General features: G+C 57.8%; 16 protein-coding genes. 8 read left to right on the plus strand and 8 right to left on the minus strand.

The features are described from left to right. Nucleotides 1–11 precede the first annotated feature (11 nt). The 4 genes from hpnD (at nt 12) to CGZ77_RS10445 (ending at nt 4143) form a co-directional block, all read left to right on the plus strand. Nucleotides 12–860, plus strand: a complete 849-nt coding sequence (gene hpnD / locus CGZ77_RS10430; RefSeq protein ID WP_036495834.1) for a presqualene diphosphate synthase HpnD — start codon at nt 12–14, stop codon at nt 858–860. Then, nucleotides 857–2152 (plus strand): hydroxysqualene dehydroxylase HpnE, encoded by a 1296-nt coding sequence (hpnE, locus tag CGZ77_RS10435; protein WP_009425747.1) that lies wholly within the window; start codon nt 857–859, stop codon nt 2150–2152. Before hpnD ends, hpnE begins: the two co-directional genes overlap by 4 nt. 178 nt (nt 2153–2330) lie before the next feature. After that, nucleotides 2331–3083, plus strand: coding sequence for a 5'/3'-nucleotidase SurE (gene surE / locus CGZ77_RS10440; protein WP_009425745.1), 753 nt, complete (start codon nt 2331–2333; stop codon nt 3081–3083). A 127-nt stretch (nt 3084–3210) separates the two neighbouring features. After that, the gene (locus CGZ77_RS10445; protein ID WP_036495824.1) at nt 3211–4143 is read left to right on the plus strand and encodes a peptidoglycan DD-metalloendopeptidase family protein; all 933 of its coding nucleotides are present in this window, start codon (nt 3211–3213) and stop codon (nt 4141–4143) included. A 126-nt stretch (nt 4144–4269) separates the two neighbouring features. Here CGZ77_RS10445 and CGZ77_RS10450 read toward each other — a convergent pair whose 3' ends face one another. Further along, nucleotides 4270–5136 (minus strand): ATP-binding protein, encoded by an 867-nt coding sequence (locus CGZ77_RS10450; RefSeq protein ID WP_009425742.1) that lies wholly within the window; start codon nt 5134–5136, stop codon nt 4270–4272. A gap of 97 nt (nt 5137–5233) precedes the next feature. Here CGZ77_RS10450 and CGZ77_RS10455 point away from each other — a divergent pair, with 97 nt between their 5' ends. Continuing rightward, nucleotides 5234–5644, plus strand: a complete 411-nt coding sequence (locus CGZ77_RS10455; RefSeq protein ID WP_036495821.1) for a hypothetical protein — start codon at nt 5234–5236, stop codon at nt 5642–5644. 114 nt (nt 5645–5758) lie between these two features. Here the strand turns inward: CGZ77_RS10455 and CGZ77_RS10460 are convergent, their stop codons facing one another. Beyond that, a complete protein-coding gene (locus CGZ77_RS10460) occupies nt 5759–7558 on the minus strand; it encodes a bifunctional chorismate-binding protein/class IV aminotransferase (RefSeq protein WP_009425740.1) in 1800 nt (599 codons plus the stop codon). 131 nt (nt 7559–7689) lie between these two features. Between CGZ77_RS10460 and ppk2 the strand changes: the two genes are divergently transcribed. Beyond that, nucleotides 7690–8619 (plus strand): polyphosphate kinase 2, encoded by a 930-nt coding sequence (gene ppk2 / locus CGZ77_RS10465; RefSeq protein ID WP_009425739.1) that lies wholly within the window; start codon nt 7690–7692, stop codon nt 8617–8619. A gap of 313 nt (nt 8620–8932) precedes the next feature. Next, nucleotides 8933–12385 (plus strand): PilC/PilY family type IV pilus protein, encoded by a 3453-nt coding sequence (locus tag CGZ77_RS10470; RefSeq protein WP_157697538.1) that lies wholly within the window; start codon nt 8933–8935, stop codon nt 12383–12385. A 359-nt stretch (nt 12386–12744) separates the two neighbouring features. Here the strand turns inward: CGZ77_RS10470 and zwf are convergent, their stop codons facing one another. From zwf to plsY, 6 genes are all read right to left on the minus strand, one after another. After that, nucleotides 12745–14157, minus strand: a complete 1413-nt coding sequence (gene zwf, locus CGZ77_RS10475) for a glucose-6-phosphate dehydrogenase (RefSeq protein ID WP_009425734.1) — start codon at nt 14155–14157, stop codon at nt 12745–12747. Between the two features lie 162 nt (nt 14158–14319). Next, nucleotides 14320–15981, minus strand: a complete 1662-nt coding sequence (locus tag CGZ77_RS10480) for an LTA synthase family protein (protein ID WP_094031227.1) — start codon at nt 15979–15981, stop codon at nt 14320–14322. A gap of 308 nt (nt 15982–16289) precedes the next feature. After that, the gene (locus CGZ77_RS10485; protein WP_009425731.1) at nt 16290–16955 is read right to left on the minus strand and encodes a TIGR02117 family protein; all 666 of its coding nucleotides are present in this window, start codon (nt 16953–16955) and stop codon (nt 16290–16292) included. A 202-nt stretch (nt 16956–17157) separates the two neighbouring features. After that, nucleotides 17158–18249 carry a metallophosphoesterase gene (locus CGZ77_RS10490; RefSeq protein WP_009425730.1) on the minus strand — a complete coding sequence of 364 codons (1092 nt, stop codon included), beginning with the start codon at nt 18247–18249 and terminating at the stop codon, nt 17158–17160. Nucleotides 18250–18423: 174 nt separating this feature from the next. Continuing rightward, nucleotides 18424–19932, minus strand: a complete 1509-nt coding sequence (locus tag CGZ77_RS10495; RefSeq protein ID WP_009425729.1) for a patatin-like phospholipase family protein — start codon at nt 19930–19932, stop codon at nt 18424–18426. Between the two features lie 116 nt (nt 19933–20048). Next, complete coding sequence (gene plsY / locus CGZ77_RS10500) at nt 20049–20654, minus strand: glycerol-3-phosphate 1-O-acyltransferase PlsY (protein WP_036495819.1); 606 nt, start codon at nt 20652–20654, stop codon at nt 20049–20051. A gap of 59 nt (nt 20655–20713) precedes the next feature. Between plsY and folB the strand changes: the two genes are divergently transcribed. After that, nucleotides 20714–21064 (plus strand): dihydroneopterin aldolase, encoded by a 351-nt coding sequence (gene folB, locus CGZ77_RS10505; RefSeq protein ID WP_009425727.1) that lies wholly within the window; start codon nt 20714–20716, stop codon nt 21062–21064. Nucleotides 21065–21211: the final 147 nt, after the last annotated feature.

Below are 21211 nucleotides of genomic sequence, written 5' to 3' on the forward strand. Positions count from 1 at the left end.
CATACATACAAATGCAGCCCTTGGAATATTGCCGTGAAAAAGTATTGTCCAGCCGCTCCAATTTTTTAGCGGGGTTTCGTTTTCTCGAACGGGAGAAGCGTGACGCTTTGCTTGTTTTGTATGCATTTTGCCGCGAGTTGGACGATGTGGCCGACGATTGTTCGGATGCTGCGGTTGCCAATATTTCTTTGCAATGGTGGCGTGGTGATTTGGCTAAAGTTTTTTCAGACGGCCTCCCCGAACATCCCGTAAACCGTGCTTTGCAGCAGGTGGCGGCGGATTTTTCACTACCTCACGAAGAACTGTCGGAAATTATTGAAGGCATGCAGATGGATTTGCAGCAGGTGCGCTATGCCGATTTTGCCGCGCTGTCGCTGTACTGCCACCGCGTTGCCGGCGTAGTGGGGTGCCTGATTGCGCGGATTCTGGGGTTTTCCAATGTCCAAACCCTGCTGTATGCGGAAAAACAGGGTTTGGCTTTGCAGCTGACCAATATTATCCGCGATGTCGGCGAGGATGCGCGTATGGGGCGGATTTATCTGCCGCAGGACGAGTGTTCCCACTTCAATGTGACGGAGGATATGATTTTGCAGGCTCGGCTAACCCCCGAATTTGCCGCGCTGATGGATTTCCAAATCAAGAGGACGCAGCAGACGTATCGGGAGGCGCGTGTCCTGCTGCCGTCTGAAGACTATAAAAAACAAAAGGCGGGATTGGTGATGGCGGCGGTGTATTACGCGCTGTTGCAGGAAATCCGCCGCGACGGTGCGGCCAACGTGCTGCGTTACAAAACCGCCATTCCCTCGCCGCGCAAAAAGCGGATTGCCCTGAAAACCTGGCTGTTCGGATTTAACCCATGAAAAACAAAGCGAAACAAAAAATCGCCGTAATCGGCGCGGGGTGGAGCGGTTTGTCTGCCGCTGTCAGGCTGTCAGACGCTGCCGATGTCACCGTATTTGAAGCCGGAAAAACGGCGGGTGGCAGGGCGAAATCGCCGGCGTCGGGAAATGAGGGCTTCACTTTTTTGGACAACGGCCAGCACATCATGCTCCACGCCTACCGCAGCGTACGCCATCTGCTGGACAAAATCGGTGCGGACTGGCGGCAAAGTTGCGAACGTCTGCCGCTGCAATGGCATCTGGCCGACGGCTTGCAGTTTCAGACGGCCTCATCCCTTCCCGCGCCGCTGCATATCGTGTGGGGCGTATTGCGGGCGAAGAATATCGGGCTAACGGAAAAAACGGCTTTACTCGGCCAGATGCGGCGGTTGAAAAACAGAACGGGTGGAGATATGCCCGTCGGCCGCTGGTTGGCGGAACAGCAATGTCCGCCCCGTTTGGCGGCGCGGTTTTGGCGGCCGCTGGTGCTGGGCGCATTGAACACACCTTTGGAAACGGCCGGCCTCAACGCTTTACAGGCGGTTTTACAGGACGGCGTGTGGGCGGAAAAGGACGCAGCCGATTACCTGTTGCCGAAAACCGGTTTGAGCAGCCTGCTTGCCGAACCTGCCGTGGCGTTTTTGCGCCGTCGCGGCGCGGAAGTGCGTTTCGGCCGCAGGGTAGGGCGTTTGGAAATTCTGCCCGACGGACGCGTGCGGGCGGACGGGGAGGATTTCGATGCCGTGGTTTTGGCCGTGGCTCCCTATCATGCCGCCGCACTGATGCCGTCTGAAACGCCTCCCGAAATTCAGACGGCCTTCAACAGCATCCGCTGTCATGCCATTACCACCGTTTATCTGCGTTACCCGGAAGACGTCGGGCTGCCCGCGCCGATGTGCGGACTCTCCGATGCAACGGTTCATTGGTTTTTCCGACGCGGCAGTTTGGGCGGCAGCGGGCGAGAAGTGGCGGCGGTAATCAGCGCTTCCGATCTCGCGGGCATCACTAGTGCCGACGAATGGATAAGCTGCGCCGATGCCGATTTGCGCCGCATCTGCCCCAATCTCGGTGCGCCGCTGGCCGCCAAAGTCCTGACTGAAAAACGCGCCACCGCCGCCTGTGTGGCCGGGCGGCAGATTCCCGACTGTCGCTGGCTGCAACAAAACCGCATCTACCCGGCGGGCGACTATCTCCACCCGCGTTATCCCGCCACCCTCGAAGCCGCCGTGCAAAGCGGGCAGACGGCGGCGGAGCTGATTTTAAACCGCGTGTAAAACATCCGGCCTGTTTGCCCTTCGTCTTGCAAACGCCTGCCGCATCATGCAAAAACGGCGTTGAAGCCGTCTGAAAACCAAGCGCGGCCATTTTCAGACGGTTTCAACGCCTGTTTGCCGAGCAGCGGGCATCCGCATAAAAACGGCAAACCCAGCCGCAATCGAAAGGACATCCCGAATGAACATCCTCATCTGCAACGACGACGGCTATCTGGCCCAGGGCATTGCCGTGCTCGCCCGCGTCGCCGCCGAATTTGCCAACGTGCGCGTCGTTGCTCCCGAGCGCAACCGTAGCGGCGTCAGCAACTCGCTCACCCTCGACCGCCCGCTGCATCTGCGCCAAGCCGAAAACGGCTTTTATTATGTCAGCGGCACGCCTACCGACTGCATCCATCTCGCCCTGCACGCCCTGCCGGATTTCAAGCCCGATTTGGTGCTTTCGGGCATCAACCACGGCGCCAATATGGGTGACGACACCCTCTATTCCGGCACCGTCGCCGCCGCTACCGAAGCCTATCTGCTCGGCATCCCCGCCGTTGCCTTCTCGCTCAACGACCACAGCGACCGCTACTGGCCGACCGCCGAAAAAGCCGCCTGGCAACTTTTGGAGCGCCTCACCGCCGAGCCGCCCGCCGAACCCGTTTTGTGGAACATCAACATCCCTGCCGTTGCTGCGGAAGACCTGCGCGGCTGCAAAATCACCCGCCTCGGCCGCCGCCACCACGAGCAGAGCATCGTTCCCGCCCGCAACCCGCGCGGCGAGCAGGTTTACTGGATAGGCGCGGCGGGAGAGGCGGCCGACAGCGAGGAGGGTACTGATTTTGCCGAATGCGCCGCAGGGTTCGTCACCATTACCCCGCTGCAAATCGACCTCACCGCCTACAACCGGCAAAGTGAAACCGCAAGGTATTGGCAGAAAGCGGTGCGATAACGCGATTTTACAGTCCGAGCGCCCGATAAGCCGCCGCGCCGCGCCCTTCGGGGTTGAGAAGGGCGCACGCTTTGATTATGATAGCGCCCGCTCGAATCCCCCACCAATCCAAGAAGGCAAGAAGAATATGTTGAACAAGACAGTATTGAAAACCGGCTCCCTGGCCGCCGTCCTGATGCTGGGCGCCTGCTCGTGGCTGCAACAGCCCGCCGCGCCCGTTGTCGAAGGCGGCAGCACCGGCACCGGCGTTCAAAGCGGCGCGGTTACCGACGGCAATCCCTACGGCGCCGAGCCCTACCATCCGCAAAACGAAACCGGCGCCGCCGTTTACACTCCTCCGCCTGCCTACACGCCGCCTCCCGCCGCTTCCGGCACCTACGTTCCCTCTTACGCCCCCGTGGACATCAACGCCGCCACCCACAAAGTCGTCCGCGGCGACACCGTGTACAACATTTCCAAACGCTACAACATCACCCAAGACAACCTGCGCGCCTGGAACAATCTGATCGACAACAACATCAGCGTCGGCCAGACCCTGCGCGTCAAACCGTCGGGCTATTCCGCCCCCGCCGCCGTGCACACCCCCGTGCCGGCTTACACGCCTCCCGCCGCTCAGACAAGCGTCAGCCAGCCTGCGGCAACGCCCGCCCCCGCCGTTACGCACACACCCGCACCTTCGGGCGGCAGCCGCACCGTTGCCGGCATCACTTGGCAGCGCCCGACTGCGGGCAACGTCGTCGCCAATTTCAGCGGCAGCAACAAAGGTGTGGACATTGCGGGCACAGCCGGACAAGTGGTTGTTGCCGCCGCCGACGGCAAAGTGGTTTACGCGGGCAACGGCCTGCGTGGCTACGGCAACCTCGTTATCGTCCAACACAACTCCACCTATCTGAGCGCCTACGGCCACAACCAGGCGCTGCTGGTGAAAGAAGGCGATTTCGTCAAACGCGGCCAAACCATCGCCCGCATGGGCAACACCGATGCCGACCGCGTGAAACTGCATTTCGAAGTGCGGCAGGACGGCAAACCCGTCAATCCCGTCAACTACGTCGCATTCTGATACGTCCGTGCAAACAAAAAGGCCGTCTGAAAGTTTCAGACGGCCTTCAATATATTGGTTTCGCTGTGCGGGTATTCGGTCTGCCTTTATCAAAAACACCGCCGCGATGCTGTATGTCAACAGACCCTAATCCGCCACCCGCTCCTGCGGCAGCCTGCCCGCCCAATCGCAGGCAAACTGCCAGGCCGTGCGGCCGGAGCGGCTGCCGCGCATCTGCGCCCAGTTGAGCGCCGCCTGACGCGCGGTATCGTCGAAAGGCAGGCCGTAGTGATCCAGCCAGTTGGCGGCGGCACGCAGATAGTCTTCCTGATCGAAAGGATAAAAACCCAGCCATAGGCCGAAGCGGTCGGACAGCGAAACTTTTTCTTCCACCGCCTCGTTCTGGTGCACTTCGCCGCGCACTCCGGTGCGCCCGACATTGTCGGCCATGTATTCGGGCATCAGGTGGCGGCGGTTGGACGTGGCGTAAACCAGCACATTGGCGCAGCGCTGCGACAGGCCGCCGTCGAGCGCGGTTTTCAGCGCCTTGTAACCGCTTTCGCCCTCTTCAAACGACAGATCGTCGCAGAACACGATGAATTTCTCCGGCCGCGCCGCCAACACGTCCAGCAGCGCGGGCAGGGTGGCCAAATCGCTTTTGTCCACTTCGATGAGCCGCAGGCCGCGCGCGGCGTATTCGTGCAGCAGCGCCTTAACCAGCGACGATTTGCCCGTGCCGCGCGAACCGGTGAGCAGCACGTTGTTGGCGGGGCGGCCGCAGACGAACTGCTCGGTGTTGCGCACCAGCCGCGCTGTTTGCGCGTCCACCGCCGCCAGCCGCGACAGCGGGAAAGTGTGCGGCGCGGGCAGGCTTTCCAGCACGCCGCCGCTGCCCGCCTTCTGCCAGCGGTAGGCCGTGGCGCGCCAGTCGGGTTCGCGGTTTTCCGGCGGCAGCCAGGTGTCGAGGCGGTTTAACACCGAAGAGGCTTGGCGCAGAAAGGATTTCAGTTTCACGGTTGCTCTCACGTCGGGGAAAAGGCGGCATTCTACACCATATCCAAAGCGGCGGTTTTGCGGTATATTCGCGCAGTTTTTCGCTCAGGAGCAGATGATGTTCAAACGTCCGGAAGAATTGATTATGGCGGTGCTGGCCGGCCTGTGGGTGGTGCTGACCTATTTCGCTGCTGCCTATTTCGGCGCGCCGGGGCAGACGGCGCTGCTGATTGCCGTGCTGACGCTGGTGTGGGCGGTGCTGCTGTTTCTGCTGTGGCAGCGCGATCATGCGCGGCTGCTCTGGCCGCTGTTTCTCGGCCTGCTGGTTGCCTGCTGGTGGCCGTTTCTCGACTGGTATGCGGTGAAAAATATTGTGATTCCAGCTGCATCGGCGGACACCATCGTCATCAACAAGCCGTGGTATGCCTCGTGGACGTTCAAAACCATACTCGCGCTGATTCCGACCGTGGCAGGCTATGCTTTGAAAATCAAGCAATACCGCCATAGAAAAGACGCGCTGATCGACTGATGCCCCGTTTGCAAAAGGCCGTCTGAAAACCTGAAACCGGGTTTTCAGACGGCCTTTTGCCGTTTGGCAAATATTGCTTGTGTTCGGAGGCCGTCTGAAAGCCAAACCGGCATTTCAGACGGCCTCAAGCAATTCTACCGCCAACACGCCGCGCAGGGCGTTGGTGAGATAGATTGCTTCGGCTTCGGCCAGCATTTCGCGCGTGATGTGCGCTTCGGACACGCTGTCTGCGCCGAGGTAGCGTTGCGGATTTTCGAGCACTTCCTGCCGCATCACGCCGCACAAAATATCCAAATCCGCAGCGGGCGTGAGCCAGCGGCCGCAATGTCTGACAAACACGTTGCTGCGGCCGCCTTCGAGCAAAAGGCCGTCTGAATTGAAAAACAGGCTGTCAAACGCGCCCTGCCGCTCCGCCGCCTGCCAACCCGCGTCGAAGGTTTCGCGGCGCGTGGTTTTGAAGCGGCGCAGGTAGTCGCGGCGCGGCAGGATTTCGGGCGATACGGTTACGCGCAGCGGCGTGTCCAAGTCGGCAATCGCGGCACTTGCAAACGCGAGGCCGTCTGAAGAAAGCGTGATTTTCAGGCGTGCGGGCGTGTCGGGCAGCGCGGCGATGCGGTTACGGATTTGCGTTTCGTAATCGGAAGGCAGCGGCAGGTTGAGCGATTCGGCGGCGGTTTTCAGACGGCCTAAATGCCTGTTTAACAAAGCGCATTGCCCGTTTTCCACGCGCAGGGTTTCAAACACGGCGAAGTCGGGGCGCAGCTCGGTAAGGAAACGCGCTTTCCAGCCGCATTCGCGCCATTCGGCCTGCGGGTCGCTGTCGGCAACGATGCCGGAGCCGACACCGTATTCGCCCTGCCAAAGGCCGTCTGAACGCGGCGAGAGGGTCAGCGTGCGGATAACCACGTTGAGCGTGCCTTCAAAACCGATTCCGCCGCTGCACGGGTTGAGAAAGCCGATGCTGCCGGTGTAAAGGCCGCGCGGCGTGGTTTCGAGGCTTTTGATGATTTCCATGCTTTTGCGTTTGGGTGCGCCGGTGATGCTGCCGCAGGGGAAGGCGGAGCGGAAAATGTCTGCCGCACTTGTGCCGCGCCGCGCCTGCGCTTCGATGCGGCTGGTCATCTGCCACACGCTGCCGAAGCGCGATACTTTAAACGGCTCGGGTACGCGCACGCTGCCGGTTTCGGCGGTTTTGCCCAAGTCGTTGCGCAGCAAATCGACAATCATCACGTTTTCGGCGCGGTTTTTCGGATCGGCCTGCAAGGCGCGGGCGCGGGTGTCGTCGAGGCCGTCGCCCACAAACGGCGCGGTGCCTTTCATCGGCTCGGTGCTGATGAGGCCGTCTGAACGGATATTTAAAAATAGTTCGGGCGAAAAACAGAGCGTCCACGTTTCGCGGCCGTCTGAATCGGGCAGGCAGGCCAGCGCGGCGTAGGGCACGGGCTGGCGCAGGCGGCGGTAAAGCGCGACGGGGCTGCCATAGGCCGTGAGTGCAAGGCGGAATGTGTAGTTGATTTGGTAGCAGTCGCCGCGTGCAATCGCTTGCTGTATGGTGCGGATGTGGGTGAGGTATTCGGTTTCGGAAACAGACGGACGCGGCACAGAGATGCCGCAGGGGGAGTCGGAAAGGCCGTCTGAAAGCGCGTTCAGCGCGGATTGGGTATCGGTGTCGGCGCACGATTCAAACCAGTGCAGCGCGAGCGTGCTCGGCTTTTCAGACGGCAGTTTTTGCAGCGGCAGGCCGAAAGAATAGTCGGCAGCGACAACGGCGTGCAGGCCGCGCCGCCAACCTTGCTGCAGCAGACCGTCGAGGCGGGAGAGGCCGTCTGAAAGCAGGAAATCGCTGTATTGCAGTTTGCGGTAGAGGACGGCGCGGCGGGAAACGGCGTCGTCGAGAAGGACGAATCCGGACATGGTTCTGGGGCGGAAAAAAGGGCGGATTATAGCCGCACCGGCGCGGCCGGCAATTTGTTTGTTTGTGTCAATGAGCGTAAAATTGCGCTGTTGTCAAACGACGGCAGTTTTAACGAAAGGAGCTTTAAAACATGACAGACCACCAACTGAAACCCTTTGAAGAAGTGAACGTGGACGCAAGCAAAGACCGCCTGCAAGTGTTTGAAGAAGAAGTGTTGCAGCATCAGGGCAGAGTGTCGGGCGAAGATTCCAGCACCGCGCCGCTGCCGGAAAACTACCCCTACCGCCTGCGCATGAGCCGCCGCGTGTACGAAAAAGAAAAAGCCAAGCTGCAAATCGAGCTTTTAAAAGTGCAAAGCTGGGTGAAAGAAAGCGGCCAGCGCATCGTCAGCCTGTTTGAAGGCCGCGACGCCGCGGGCAAAGGCGGCACCATCAAGCGTTTTATGGAACATCTCAATCCGCGCGGCGCCCGCGTTGTCGCGCTGGAAAAACCCACCGAAACCGAACGCGGCCAATGGTATTTCCAACGCTATGTGCAAAACCTGCCCACCGCGGGCGAAATGGTGTTTTTCGACCGCTCCTGGTACAACCGCGCCGGCGTCGAGCGCGTGATGGGCTTCTGCACACCGCAGGAATACCTGCTCTTTATGCGCCAGGCGCCCGAATTGGAAAGAATGCTGGTCAACAGCGGCCTGCATCTTTTTAAATTCTGGTTTTCCGTATCGCGCGAAGAACAGCTGCGCCGCTTCATCTCCCGCCGCGACGATCCGCTGAAACACTGGAAACTCTCGCCCGTCGACATCCAGTCGCTCGACCGCTGGGACGACTACACCGAAGCGAAAAACGCCATGTTCTTCCACACCCACACAGGCGACGCGCCCTGGACGATTATCCGCTCCGACGACAAAAAACGTGCCCGTCTCAACTGCATTCGCTACTTCCTCCATCAGCTCGGCTACCCGGGTAAAGACGAAAAAGCCATCGGCAGAATCGACCCGCTGATTGTCAAAGTGCCGAACACGCAGTTTAAAGACAAAAACATGGACATCATCGGCGACTGACGCCGCCAAACGCGATGCCCCGCCGCAAGCGGCGGGGAAAGGCCGTCTGAAAAGTTTGCAGGCTTTTCAGACGGCCTTTTCGCTGCTGTTTTTAGGATGCAGGAAATTAGCGGCTCGTTGTGCAACGGCTGGCAAATTTTGTTGCATAGCCGCTTGTCTGATAAAAATAAAAATGTTTGTTTGAATTGAAAATATTACGATATAATACGGGAGCTAGTAGAACTAGGTTTTAAATTTATGCGGGGAAAACATCCGGCGGCAAGACGGTTGATTTGGAATGTTGTCATTTCGCAGTAAACACAAGGAAAACAAAATGAATAAATTAAGATTAAAACCATGCTGTTCGGCGGTGCTGGCCGCTATCACTCTGTTTTCGACAAGCGGGGTTGGTGCACTGGTTATCGAAGAGGATTTCACAAAGGGTGTAACCAAAAACAGATGGTATATGCCGCAGCCGGGTAGCGGCATTACCAGTAGGACTGACTCAACTGCCGTAAACGAGGCTTGTTTGACTGCCGGAACAGGCAGCCAAACCGCATCAGCGACCGTTTCAGGCACTCCGGGTGCGTGCGCAACCGGTAAGAAAGATGATGTGGGTAGCGGTGCTTTGCGCCTGACACCTGCGACCAACCACCGTGTGGGTGGTATCGTTTCTGAACAGCCGTTCCCTACTAATGAGGGTGTTGAAATTACTTTTACCACTTATGTATGGGGCGGTAACGGTGCTGACGGTATGTCTTTTTATTTGTTAGATGCAGATCGTCCTGTCAGCATTGGTGCGAATGGTGGATCATTGGGCTATACCTGTGCCAACGATAACCCGATTTATAGTGGTGTGGATGGCGGATATTTGGCCATCGGTATGGATGAATTCGGTAACTTCGTCAATGGCCCTCAAGATAGTACCAGTACAGGCGTGGGTAAGCGGAAAGATGGAAGTTGGGTAGATGCTAGGGATGAAGGAAGATATCCGGAATTCAAATATCCCAATGGATCATTTAATGCTATCGGTATTCGTGGTGCAGGTAAAACCAATATCAACTATATGCTGTCCGGCGATTTTTTACGGGATCTTTATAGGGTGAACGGTTGGGGTACTGTGCCAACAAGTAAACTGAATGACTGGAAGCGTGCTTGGGAAGGAAACAAGTTTAAATATTTTTGGACTCGTAATCCAACTCCGAATCTGACGGAGCCAGCATTGAGTGCTAATCAGCGTGGTTGGTGTGATGCTTCTGGCTGCCATAATCTGCCAAACAATGATAATAATAAAAACTGGTTGAAAAGTATGTGTCGTACGGGGACGCTGACAATTACCCCAACGTTTCTACCAGGTCATATAAAGAGCAATATTACCCTTTCCGCAGACTCTAAAGATCCTAAACGTAAGTTATACAATTACGAATATATTGATAGCAAACGTTTGCCCGTCTATATGTGGACTAATACGAAAAGTCGGTCTACTGCTGTGCCTATTCAATATAGAATCAAAATTACTCCTGATAACAAGGGTACTGTCCAATATAGCTGGAATGGCGGTGAATACCAGACAGTTATTAAAGATAGGGACTTGGCGTCTACCAATGGTGCTTTGCCTCGGGCATTCCGTTTTGCCTTCGTAGGCTCAACAGGTGGATCACATAATAACCATGAAGTCACCTGCTTTAAGGCTGCGCCCAGTACGCAATCGGAAGGTAGTGCTAGTGTAAACTTGCCAAATGCAAAAGTAGTGAGTGACACGCAGGTTTATCTTTCGCTTTACAACCCGTATGATTGGTCAGGTCAGTTGTTGGCGAGAACCTTTGTTCATAGTGGAACGGGGGACAATGCTAAATTCGGCGTGAATGGAAAAGCCAACTGGGATGCTGCTTGCAATCTGAATGGAGGTGCTTGTAAAGAAACCAATGTGGCCAATACGCCTAAACAGACTTCTAGGAAATTCTTTACTTGGAATGGTGTGGCAGGAACATCATTGGAGTGGGGAAATCTTACTCAAGCTCAAAAAGCAAGTTTGTATTCTACTGGCGAAACCGAAACAACTGGCCAACAACGTCTGGACTATATAAAAGGTGACCGCAGCCAAGAACAGGTTCGGGTAGGCGTTGGTCAATTCCGCGTTAGAAATAGCGTTTTAGGCGATATTATTAATTCCAGCCCAGTATGGGTGGGTTATCCTTCCAATATGAATTATCACCGCATATGGAATGATCGCCGTGGAAATGCTGTTGGAGATGAAAAAGACTATCGCGATTTTGCTGATCAGAATTATGGTAGAGTAAATGCCGTGTATGCCGGATCGAATGACGGCTTCTTACATGCTTTCCGCAGCGGTAATTATAATTCGAGCAGACAATTTGATACCCGAAATAATGATGGTCAGGAGTTGTTTGCCTTTATGCCGTCTTCTGTTTTGCAGAGAATGCATAATAAAGGGAATGATTCACTTGATTTTTCACATTCTCATTATGGCCATAATTTCTACAATGATGCCTCTCCTGCAACGGGAGATGTGTATTACAACGGCAAATGGCACACATGGTTGTTAAGCGGTTTGGGTGCCGGTGGCAGTTCCGTATATGCATTAGACATTACTGAACCTGATAAATTCTCTGCTGCAAATGTTATCGGAGAATGGTCCAATACTAGCGGTGGGGTTTGGTCGAACTTGGGTAATACTTATGGTACGCCGGTATTCGGACGCTTCCATGATGGTACTTGGGGAGCGGTGTTCGGTAATGGCTGGTGTTCGAAAGAGGATGCAACAAATGGTAACTGTACTCCTTCTGCAGGACCTGCCGGTATCTATGTAATGTCGATTAACAAGCAAACGGGTGTGCCAAGCTTCCGTTTCATCAGTACCAATGTTGGTGGAACAGCCGATGCTCCTAATGGTATTGCTTATGTGACGCCGACAGATGTCGATGGCGATTTGATTTATGACTATGCTTATGCCGGTGACTTAAAAGGCAATGTATGGAGGTTCGACTTAACCGATAGTGTAGGTAAAGCAGAAAAAATCTTTACGACACGTACCGGACAGCCGATTACTACGAAAATTGTTGTAAGTACTGATAATGGTACAGGTGGTGATCCAGTTTTAAATTTCGGTACAGGTCATCGCCAAGAAGGTTATTTGGAGAAAAAAGCTTCTTATGCAAAAGGAACGCAAAGTTTATATGGTTTGCGCGACAGGACTGCTGTGAAGTTTGCTCCGGTTAATATCATTGGTCATAACCAGCTTCAGCAGCAAACAGTTAGCACTACAACAAAAGCATTTACCGATGCCAATGGTGAGACTCACGATTCCAAAACACTGAGCACCAATAAGGTGGATTGGACTAAACAGCATGGCTGGTATATGGATTTGGGTACTAAGACGTACAGGGAAGGTGGACAACTAGTTACTCAATATGAACAGATTATTTACAGCCCATATTTGAGCAATGGTAAATATCTGATTGTGAATAGCTACATCGATGGAAGCTCTCCTCTCCTTTCTTGCGATACCGTTAGCTCATCGGGCGTTACTTATCCGTTATTGAGTAGTACAGGTTCGGGTATTGTTGATTACTATAAACAAGGAACAGGACCGATCGCAGCGCTGTTGGGTGCTAATGGTACTGTCAGCCTTTTGAAAGTAACGGATTCTAGTGGTGTTGTACATAATGTAATGGTTTATAAAACGCCAGACGGTAAAACTAATGTACTCAAAGTAAACTTGCCGCGGCCGCCTATCCGCCGAGTTAGCTGGCGTGAAATCTTTTAATAGGTGATATGTGAGTAAGTGAAACCGCCTGAAAAGTTTGTAAACTTTTCAGGCGGTTTTTTATACAGGGGCTGAGTGTTTGTCTTGTGGTTGTTTTCTTTAATATATAAAAATCATCGGCAGTTTTTTGCTATCCGAAAATATATAGGGTAGTGTTTTTAGGTTTGTGTTTTTACCCATATCAACTTTCAGGCCGTCTGAAAAGTTTGCAGGCTTTTCAGACGGCCTTTTGTGGCGAACCGGTGCGGCGCAAAAGAAGATTGCCGGCCTGCCGTATCGGCTTTCTGCGTTTTCAGGAACGTCATCCTCGCACGATGCAGGCGGGGATGGCCTTTTCGCGGAGGCCGTCTGAAAGTGCGTCAGTCTCCCGTCTGCCTGCCGTCGGCGGCAATGAGTCTGTCGGCTGCGGCGGGGCCGCGGCTGCCGGCGGGGTAGGGGTGCGGCGGGGCGGGGTCTTGCGCCCAGTGTTTGAGAACGGGGTCGAGCCATGCCCAGGCGGCTTCGAGTTCGTCGCGGCGGTTGAAGAAGTTTTGCCGTCCGGCAATGGCTTCCAGCAGCAGGGTTTCGTAGGCGCCGGGGCGGGGAGCGGCACTTGCGGCGGGCGGGAGGACGGCTTCGGCGGGGGAGAGGCTGTCGCTGCGGCCGGGGGTTTTGACGGCGAAGTGCAGGTGGACGGTTTCGTCGGGGTGCAGTTGGATAACGATGCGGTTGGCAAACGGGGGGAAGAGGCCGTCTGAAAGCGGCTTGAAGGTGAGGGCGATTTCGGCGGTGTGGGTGTCGAGGCGTTTGCCGGTGCGCAGGTAGAAAGGGACGCCCGCCCAGCGGGGAGTGTCGATTTGGCAGCGCAGGGCGGCGTAGGTTTCGGTGTGGCTGTCGGGGGCGACTTTGTGTTCTTCGGTGTAGCCTTTGCAGCCGTCGGCGGCGGTGTATTGGCCGCGCACGGCGTCGCGTTCGGGGTTGAGGGGTTTGAGGCTGCGGATGAGTTGCAGCTTGGCGTCGCGCACGTCGTCGGCGGACAGGGTTTTCGGGCGCTCCATGGCGGTGAGGCAGAGCATCTGCATGATGTGGTTCTGCACCATGTCGCGCAGGGCGCCGACGGTGTCGTAGGATTCGCCGCGCTCTTCGACGCCGAGGCGCTCGGCGGCGGTGATTTCTACGGATGCGATATGCTCGCCGTTCCACAACGGTTCGAGCAGGGTGTTGCCAAAGCGCAGGGCGGTGAGGTTTTGCAGGCTTTCTTTGCCCAGGTAGTGGTCGATGCGGTAGATCTGCCGTTCGGAGAAGTATTGCGCAACGTCGTCATTGATGCGGCGGCAGGAGGCAAGGTCGGTGCCCAGCGGTTTTTCCAGCACGATGCGGACGTTTTCTCCGTTCAGCCCCGCCTGTGCCAGATGGCGGCAGGCTTGGGTGAAGAATTTGGGCGCGGTCGCCAGATAAATGACGACGGCCGCGTGCGGTTTCTGCGCGGTTTGCGCGGAGAGCGCGGCAAAGTCGTGTGCCTCGGCGATGTCCAGCGGCAGGTAGCTGATGCGTGCGGCAAACGATGCCCATTGTTCGGGCGTGATTTGGCCGAAGGGGATTTTGCTTTCTTCGCGGATTCTGTCCAGGTATGCGTCGCGGCTGAGGCGGCTGCGGCTGACGCCGATGATGCGTCCTTGCGGGTGCAGCGCTCCGGCGGCGTGGGCATTGAAGAGGGCGGGCAGCAGTTTGCGCATCGCCAGATCGCCGGTGGCGCCGAATAAAACCAAGTCGAAATCGGTGGTGGTCTGCATGGTTGTCCTGTCTGAGGCCGTCTGAAAAAGAGCGGGCGATGGTACACAGGCGGCGGGGGCTTGTCTATGGCGCTTGCATGAAACAGACTTTAGAGAGAACCAAAAGGCCGTCTGAAAGCCCAATCAGGTTTTCAGACGGCCTTTTGCTGCTGTTCAGACGGCCTAACCGCTGATTTTGATATGCCGGTAAAGATAGTCGCGGTAGTCGTTCAGCAGACCTTTGTCGGCGCAGTCTTCCAAGCCGCCGCCGGATAAGCGGCGCATGGCGGTGTTGGCGCGCATGAAGTTGTCTTGCGGGCTTAGGCCGGCGGCTTCGAGTATCAGGCCGCCGAAAAAGGCGAGATCGAGGATTTCAGGCTGCTCTTGCGGCGTGCAGTCAAGGCTGCTGCGGATAGCGGCTTGGGTCACGTAATCGGGGTTGGCGAAACGGCCTTTCTTGGGCGGGGTGGCGGTTTCAAAGTTGGCCTGATGATCGCCAAAGTAGGCAAACACGAAATCGCGCCCGCGCGTGTGCAGCCATGAGTTGAAGGCTTCGGTGGCGTCGTTGAGCGCGGCGATGCGGCCGGCGTAGTCGTTCAGGCAGGCGATGGATTTTTCGGGCAGGCCGTCTGCAACCAAGCGGTAATGGTTGGGCGTGTCGGCGCGGTAGGGGCCGTGTTCTTTCATGGTGAGCACATACACCAGCATCGGCTGGGTGATGTTTTGCAGCGCGGGATGGCGTTTGTCCAAAATCATCTGCGCGTATTGCAGCATTTCGTCGCTGCCGATGTGCCACAGGTTTTTGCTCAAAGGCGCGGGGTAGCCGAGCTCTTGCGGCTGGAGCATCAAATCGAAACCGAAATGGTCGTAGGCGGCTTTGGCGTTGTAATTGCCTTTGGTAAAGGGCGAGAGGGCAACGCAGTAATAGCCTGCGGCTTTGAGGTTGCGGATCAGGCCGCTTTGGATGTGGGGCACGACGGAGTAAAACACGCCGCTGGCGAGCGCGCCGAAATCGGTGGAGGGCAGGCCGGCGAGCAGGGCAAACTCGGATTTCCATGTGCCGCCGCCAAAGGTGTGCACGCGCAGCGGCGCGGCAAAACGGGTGTCGGCCTGCGGCTCGAACATGGGCAGCGGCGGCAGGTTTTCGCTTTTAAAATCAAACCGGTGAGGGTTGAGCGTGGATTCCTGCAAACAAATCACAATGTCGGGTTGGGCGTTTTCAGGCTGCTTTTCGGGTTGTTCAGACGGCCTTTGCGCTTCCAAAAGCTGCTTGAAACGATTGCCGTCGCCGTCAAACTCGGGCGTTTTGAAAAACACGCCGCGACAGGACATCGGCAGGTTGAGAAACACGTCGCGGCCGTCGTCGGGCAGCGAATCGAGCCACACCTGCACCGCGCGTTTGTCTTTGGTGTAACGCGCCATTAAAAGCAGGCTGACGATAGCGGCAGCGGCGGCCAAGCCGCGCCAGAGGCCGTCTGCAACGGGCGCGCCCGACCAGCAGAAAACCGCGTAGCCCAAAATGCCGAGCAGCCCGACCACGGCGACAATCGCGCCTTTGTAGTGCGCCAGCGTTTCCCAGTTGCGCCAGTCGAAAGCAAGAAAAAGGTCGGACACCAGCAGCGGCTGTTTGTAATAGTGGATTTTCAGGCGGTGAAACAGGACAAATACGACAAACAATACAGACGCAAAGTTCAAGCCGCGCTGCCATTGGCCGCTGGCGGCAAACATCGCGCCAAACAGGAAAACAAACTGGGAGGCGGCGAAAAAACGTGTCCAGCGGTAATGGGCTTTGGCGCCGAGTATCAGCGCGGCGGCGGCAAACAGGGCAAGCAGGATGTAGTGCATGGCGGGTGGAAGGCGGAAAAAGGCGGCATTGTAGCCCAAAGAGGCCGTTCCCGCCTGTACCCCTTCGGGGCATAAACGCGGGAATAACGGGGGTTTCAGACGGCCTTTCCTGCTGTTTTTTTCAGACGGCCTTTTGCCCGCGCAGTGCTTGGGCTTGGAGGCTGTCTGAAAGCTTGTGCCGACGGGGCTTGCGTCAGCCGAACCGTCCGCCGCAAATACGGGCTGCCGCAGCGGGGCAAAGATTCCCGCCTGTACCCCTGCGGGGCATAAACGCGGGAATGACGGGGTGGGTGGTTTTTCAGACGGCCTTAGGGTTGGCGGTAGGCATCGAGCAGCGGGGCGGCGAAGGGTGTCCAGACGACGGAGCGCAGGCCGCTTTCGGCGAGGCGGCGGTTGAGCCAGCTGTTGCAGGTATTGAAGAGGTGGTAGCGGCCTTCGGCTTCGTAGAAGGCGTCGTCGGCGGTGTAGTGTGCGGCGGCGACGGGCAGGGTTCGGCCGTTTTGCCGTTTGAAGTGTGCGGCGAGGTTTTCGGCGAGGCGGCGGTATTGGCGGCGGGAGACGGTGAAGCGGACGGTGTGTTCTCCTTCGGCGGGCGGCGCGGTGTAGTAGACGGTGTGGATCAGGGTTTGGTTGGCGCCGCTGAGGGCGCGGAGGGCGGTGGCGGCGGTGAGGTCGCGCCAGCGCGGGGTGTTGAGGTAGAAATTGCGCTCGCCCCAGCCGAGGGCGATGTGGCGGTAGGCGGCGCCGTTTTTGCCGCCCGTGGTGTGTTCGGGCGGTGCGGCGGTGCGCCAGTCGAAGGCGGGGTCGGTGAGCGGCATGACGATGTCGGCGTGCGCGCCGTTGCTGTGCAGGTAGAGGGTGACTTCGCCGCCGCTTTCGTTTTCGCGGCAGACAAGGGAGGAGAGTATCCAGGCGGCGGCGAAATAGGCGGCAAGGACGGCGGCGGTTTTGGACAGGGCTTTGCGGATGTTCATGGCGGTTTGCGGGGAGGCCGTCTGAAAGTATGTTTGGACGGCAGGGCGTGTTGACATTTAACTTTTGCAGCGGATTTTGCGGCATAAAACGGCAGATGCAAGGAGAAAATGTGAGCCTATGCGTCCATAGGAGAGTATTTTCAACGCGGCAGATGCCGTTTTAGGACGGAAAAGCCGCCAAAATGTTGATTGTTAACACGCCCTATTGCCGCCCTTCCACGTCGATAATCCATACTTCCGACTGCGAACCCAGCCGCAGGGGGATGCCCCAGAAGCCGTAACCCGATGTGACGAAAAAGTGGCCGTTGCCGATTTTTTCGTAGCCGTAGTGCAGGCGGTAGAGGGTGCGGACGATGAGGTTGGCGGGGGCGATTTGGCCGTTGTGGACGTGGCCGGACACTTGGATGTCTACCGGCAGGCGGCTGTGTTCTTCGATTTGCGTCGGGCGGTGGTCGAGGAGGATGACGGGCAGGGCGGTATTTTGGCCGGACAACAGTTTGCGGGTGCTTGGGCGGCGTTTGTCGAGGTCGTCGTTGCGGCCGACGATTAAGAGGCTGTTTTTCTCGACGGCGCGGTTGGCCAACACTTGGATGCCCGCTTTTTCCAGTTCTTCGTACACTTCGCGCTCGTCGCCGAGGAAGTCGTGGTTGCCGAGGGTGGCGTAGACGCCGAGCGGGGCAGCGAGTTTGGCCAGGTGCGGGCGCATATTTTCGCGGCGGTAGGCTTGTACGTTGTCGTCCATCAGATCGCCCGGCAGCAGGATGAGGTCGGGCTTTTCCTTGTTCATGATGTCGGCGAGGCGGTCGAGCTGGCGGCCGCCGAAGAGGATGCCCAGGTGGGTGTCGCTGGCCATGCCGATACGCAGCGGTTTGGCGAGTTTTTTGTTGATAACGATTTTTTGATGGCGGACGACGGGGGTGTAGGCGTTGTAGAGGCCGAAGGCGAACAGGGCGAGGACGGCCAGCGGTGCGAACAGGCGCAGGGCGCGGGCAAGGCGGGCTTCGGGCAGCAGGCGGCGCAGCAGCAAATGGAGCAGGAAGGTGGCGAGGGCGGCATACATCACGAAAAGCAGCAGCACCATCCAGAATGCCATGGCTCGGAAGATGAAATGACCCAGTTGCAGCAGAAGGCCGGCAAGGAGGCCGTCTGAAACGAAAAAGGCCAGCACCATCAGCCAAATGCGGCCGCGCCGCGCCAGAAACGGGGCGAGCAGCCATTGCAGCGAACGCCCCAGCCCGAAGGTGAAAAGTTGGAGAACGATGACGACGAGGATGAAGATTTCGGGATGGTTCATGGGCGGTTTCGGTTTGTGCGGCGGGGGGGTAACTTCGTTGGGCTTCGTTTTCAGACGGCCTGATAACGGGAGATACCGTTTTTGTCTGCGCTCCTGTGGGGCATAAACGCGGATATGGCGTCGGCGGGGCGGATTTGCTTTCAGACGGCCTGTCCTTCATATGATGGTGCGACCTCACTGCGCCTGTGCGGCTGAGGCGCTTTGTTCGGGCGGGGCGGCGTTTGCGGCCGCTTCTTTCGTTTTGTCTTTGCTTTGAACCTGCGGTTCGGGAATCGGTTCGGCGGCGGGGGCGGGCAGGGCGAGGTCTTGCAGCAGGTGGCGGTATTCCTGCGAGTGGGCGAGCAGGGCGCGGCCGGCTTCTTTGAGGTTGTTCACGTCGTGGGCGGGCAGGTAGAAGCTGGTGGGAATGTTGAGGACGTTGCGGCGCAGCGCGGAGTCGGGCAGGTCGCGCAGGTTGAGGCTGACGAAATACATGTCCACCGATTTGCCGGTGTTTTTGCCGCTTTTGACGTCGGCGTTCCATTGGTCGACGAAGGCGCGGAAGCGGCGCAGGGTTTCCTGCGAGTAGCGGTCGATGGGGATGTCGACGATGGCCTGGGTGACGGCGCGCAGGCCGGGCACGTTGGCGGAGGCGTCGATTTCGTTGGCGGGGTCGTTTTGCGCGTTGACGTTGATGATGACGATTTTGTTCAGGCGGCGGCTGCCGATGAGGGAATAGAGGGTGTTGCCGTAGAGTTCGTTGATGTCTAAAAGGCTGCGCAGGCCGAGGTTGTCGGTGAGGCCGCCGTCGAGCAGGTGGATGTAGGGGCGTTTTTTGCTGTCTTGGTAGGTGACGACGTTCTGCACCAGCATTTCGAGGCGGGTTTTCTGTTGCAGTTTGTCTTCACCGCCTTCGCCGCTGACGGCTTCGATAACGCGTTCGGGCAGGCGGTAGCCGCAGTTGCCGCCGTTGTTGTTGAGGGTGAGCGGGGAGAAGACGAGGGGCACGGCGCTGGATGCGGCAACGGCGCGGGCGACCGGCAGGTCGGAGAGGTTGAGGCACATCGCGTCGAAATATTCCTGCGTGAATTCGAAGCGGTTGCCCACCGACATGTCGGTGGCGGTGATGACGGCGAACGGGCCTTTGCGCCGCGCGGCCAAATCGCCGAAGGTGGTGTTTTTGAACAGGGTGCTTTCAAACTGTTCCTGCAACAGGTCGCCGCGCCCGAATTCCGGCGAGGTGAGGCGCGGCAGGTTGGCGAAGGAGAAAAATTGTTTGGAAACCTGGCGCTGGAAGTTCTGTTTCAGGAAGCGGCGCTCGAAGGCGGGCACGGTGTCCTTGCCGTGCAGCGAGAAATAGGCCGCCAATACCGAGCCGCCGGAGACGCCGTAAACGACGTCGACGGCTTCGAGCATGGTCTGCCGTTTGCCGCTGCCGTAGATTTCCTGTTTGTCCAGCTCTTCGAGCACGCCGTAGCCCAGCGCCGCCGCGCGCGTGCCGCCGCCGGAAAACATCAGCACCACCAACATGTCGTCGCCGGCAATGGTTTTCTGATAGGCGGTTTCCAGCCGGTAGCCGCTGTTGCGGTCGATACGGCCGATGGTTTCGACTGGGCGGTATTGGAATTTGGCGCAGGCCGAAAGGGCGAGCAGCGCGGCCAGCAGCAGCGGGGCTTTGAGGCCGTCTGAAAAACGTCTGTTCATTTTGGTTTCCCTAAAACCCGTTCCGCCGCACGTTTGCGGGCAGGCGGATTCCTAATATATGAAAAGCTTTCAGACGGCCTGTGCTGCAAAGGGCCGTCTGAAAGCGGCGGGGCTTTTTATTGCGCCTTTTCGCCGATTTTCCCTTCCCTGCCCGCCAGCAGGTTTCGGATATTGCTTTTGTGGCGCCAGAGCACCAAAACGGCAATGGCGGCGGTTGCCGCCGTCCACGACGGATAAGGCATGAACAGCAAGGCCGCCACCGGGCTGAACAGCGTGGCCGCCAGCGCCGCCAGCGAGGAGACGCGGAAGCCGAAGGCCACAACCAGCCACACCGCCGCGCACACCAAAGCCGTCGGCCACGACAGCGCCAGCAGCACGCCCAGCGCCGTTGCCACGCCTTTGCCACCCTTAAAGCCGAAAAACAGCGGCCACATATGGCCGATCAGCGCTGCCAGAGCCGAGAGCGCGATGGTCGGCGTGGACAGCGCGAGCGGCACCCACAGCGCCTTGGCCAGCAGCACCGCCGCCGTGCCTTTGAGCGCGTCGCCCAATAAAGTGAGCGCGGCGGCCTTTTTCCTGCCGCTGCGCAAAACGTTGGTCGCGCCCGGATTGCCCGAGCCGTAGGTGCGCGGATCGTCCATGCCCGAGAGCTTCGACACAATCACCGCAAACGACAGCGAGCCGATCAGATAAGCCGCCGCCACAACCAAGAAATCAAACATGGTTTGTCCGTATTGTTTTAAAATCCGCGGCATTCTATCCGAAAACGGAGTGCGGCAAAATGGACAAAATCTTCCTCCGCGGCATGAAGGCCGATACCCTGATCGGCGTGTACGACTGGGAGCGCAGGCAGCCGCAAACGCTCGTTATCGATCTCGACATCGGCCTGCCCCCGCGCGGCGGCAGCGACGACATCGCCGACACAGTGCACTACGGCGAAGTGTGCGAAGCGGTGCGCGAAAGCCTGCACGGGCAGCAGTTTTTCCTGATCGAAACGCTGGCGGAACACATCACCGATCTGGTGCTCTCCGACTTTCCCGCCGTGTGGGTGAGGGTGCGGCTGGTCAAGCCCGGCATCCTGCCCGACGTGCACGAAGTCGGCGTGGAAATTGAGCGGGAAAAGGCCGTCTGAAAAACGCAAGGCCGTCTGCACGGGCGGCAATGCCCGTTTCAGACGGCCTCTTTACGCAGCGATACGGGAAACTGCCTGAATTTCAGGCAGTTTTATTCGATAACTGTTGTTTTTTGCGTTTTTTGCCGGGAAAAAACGATTTTCCCC

The sequence above is a fragment of the Neisseria sp. KEM232 genome, from assembly GCF_002237445.1.
Taxonomy (GTDB): Bacteria; Pseudomonadota; Gammaproteobacteria; order Burkholderiales; family Neisseriaceae; genus Neisseria.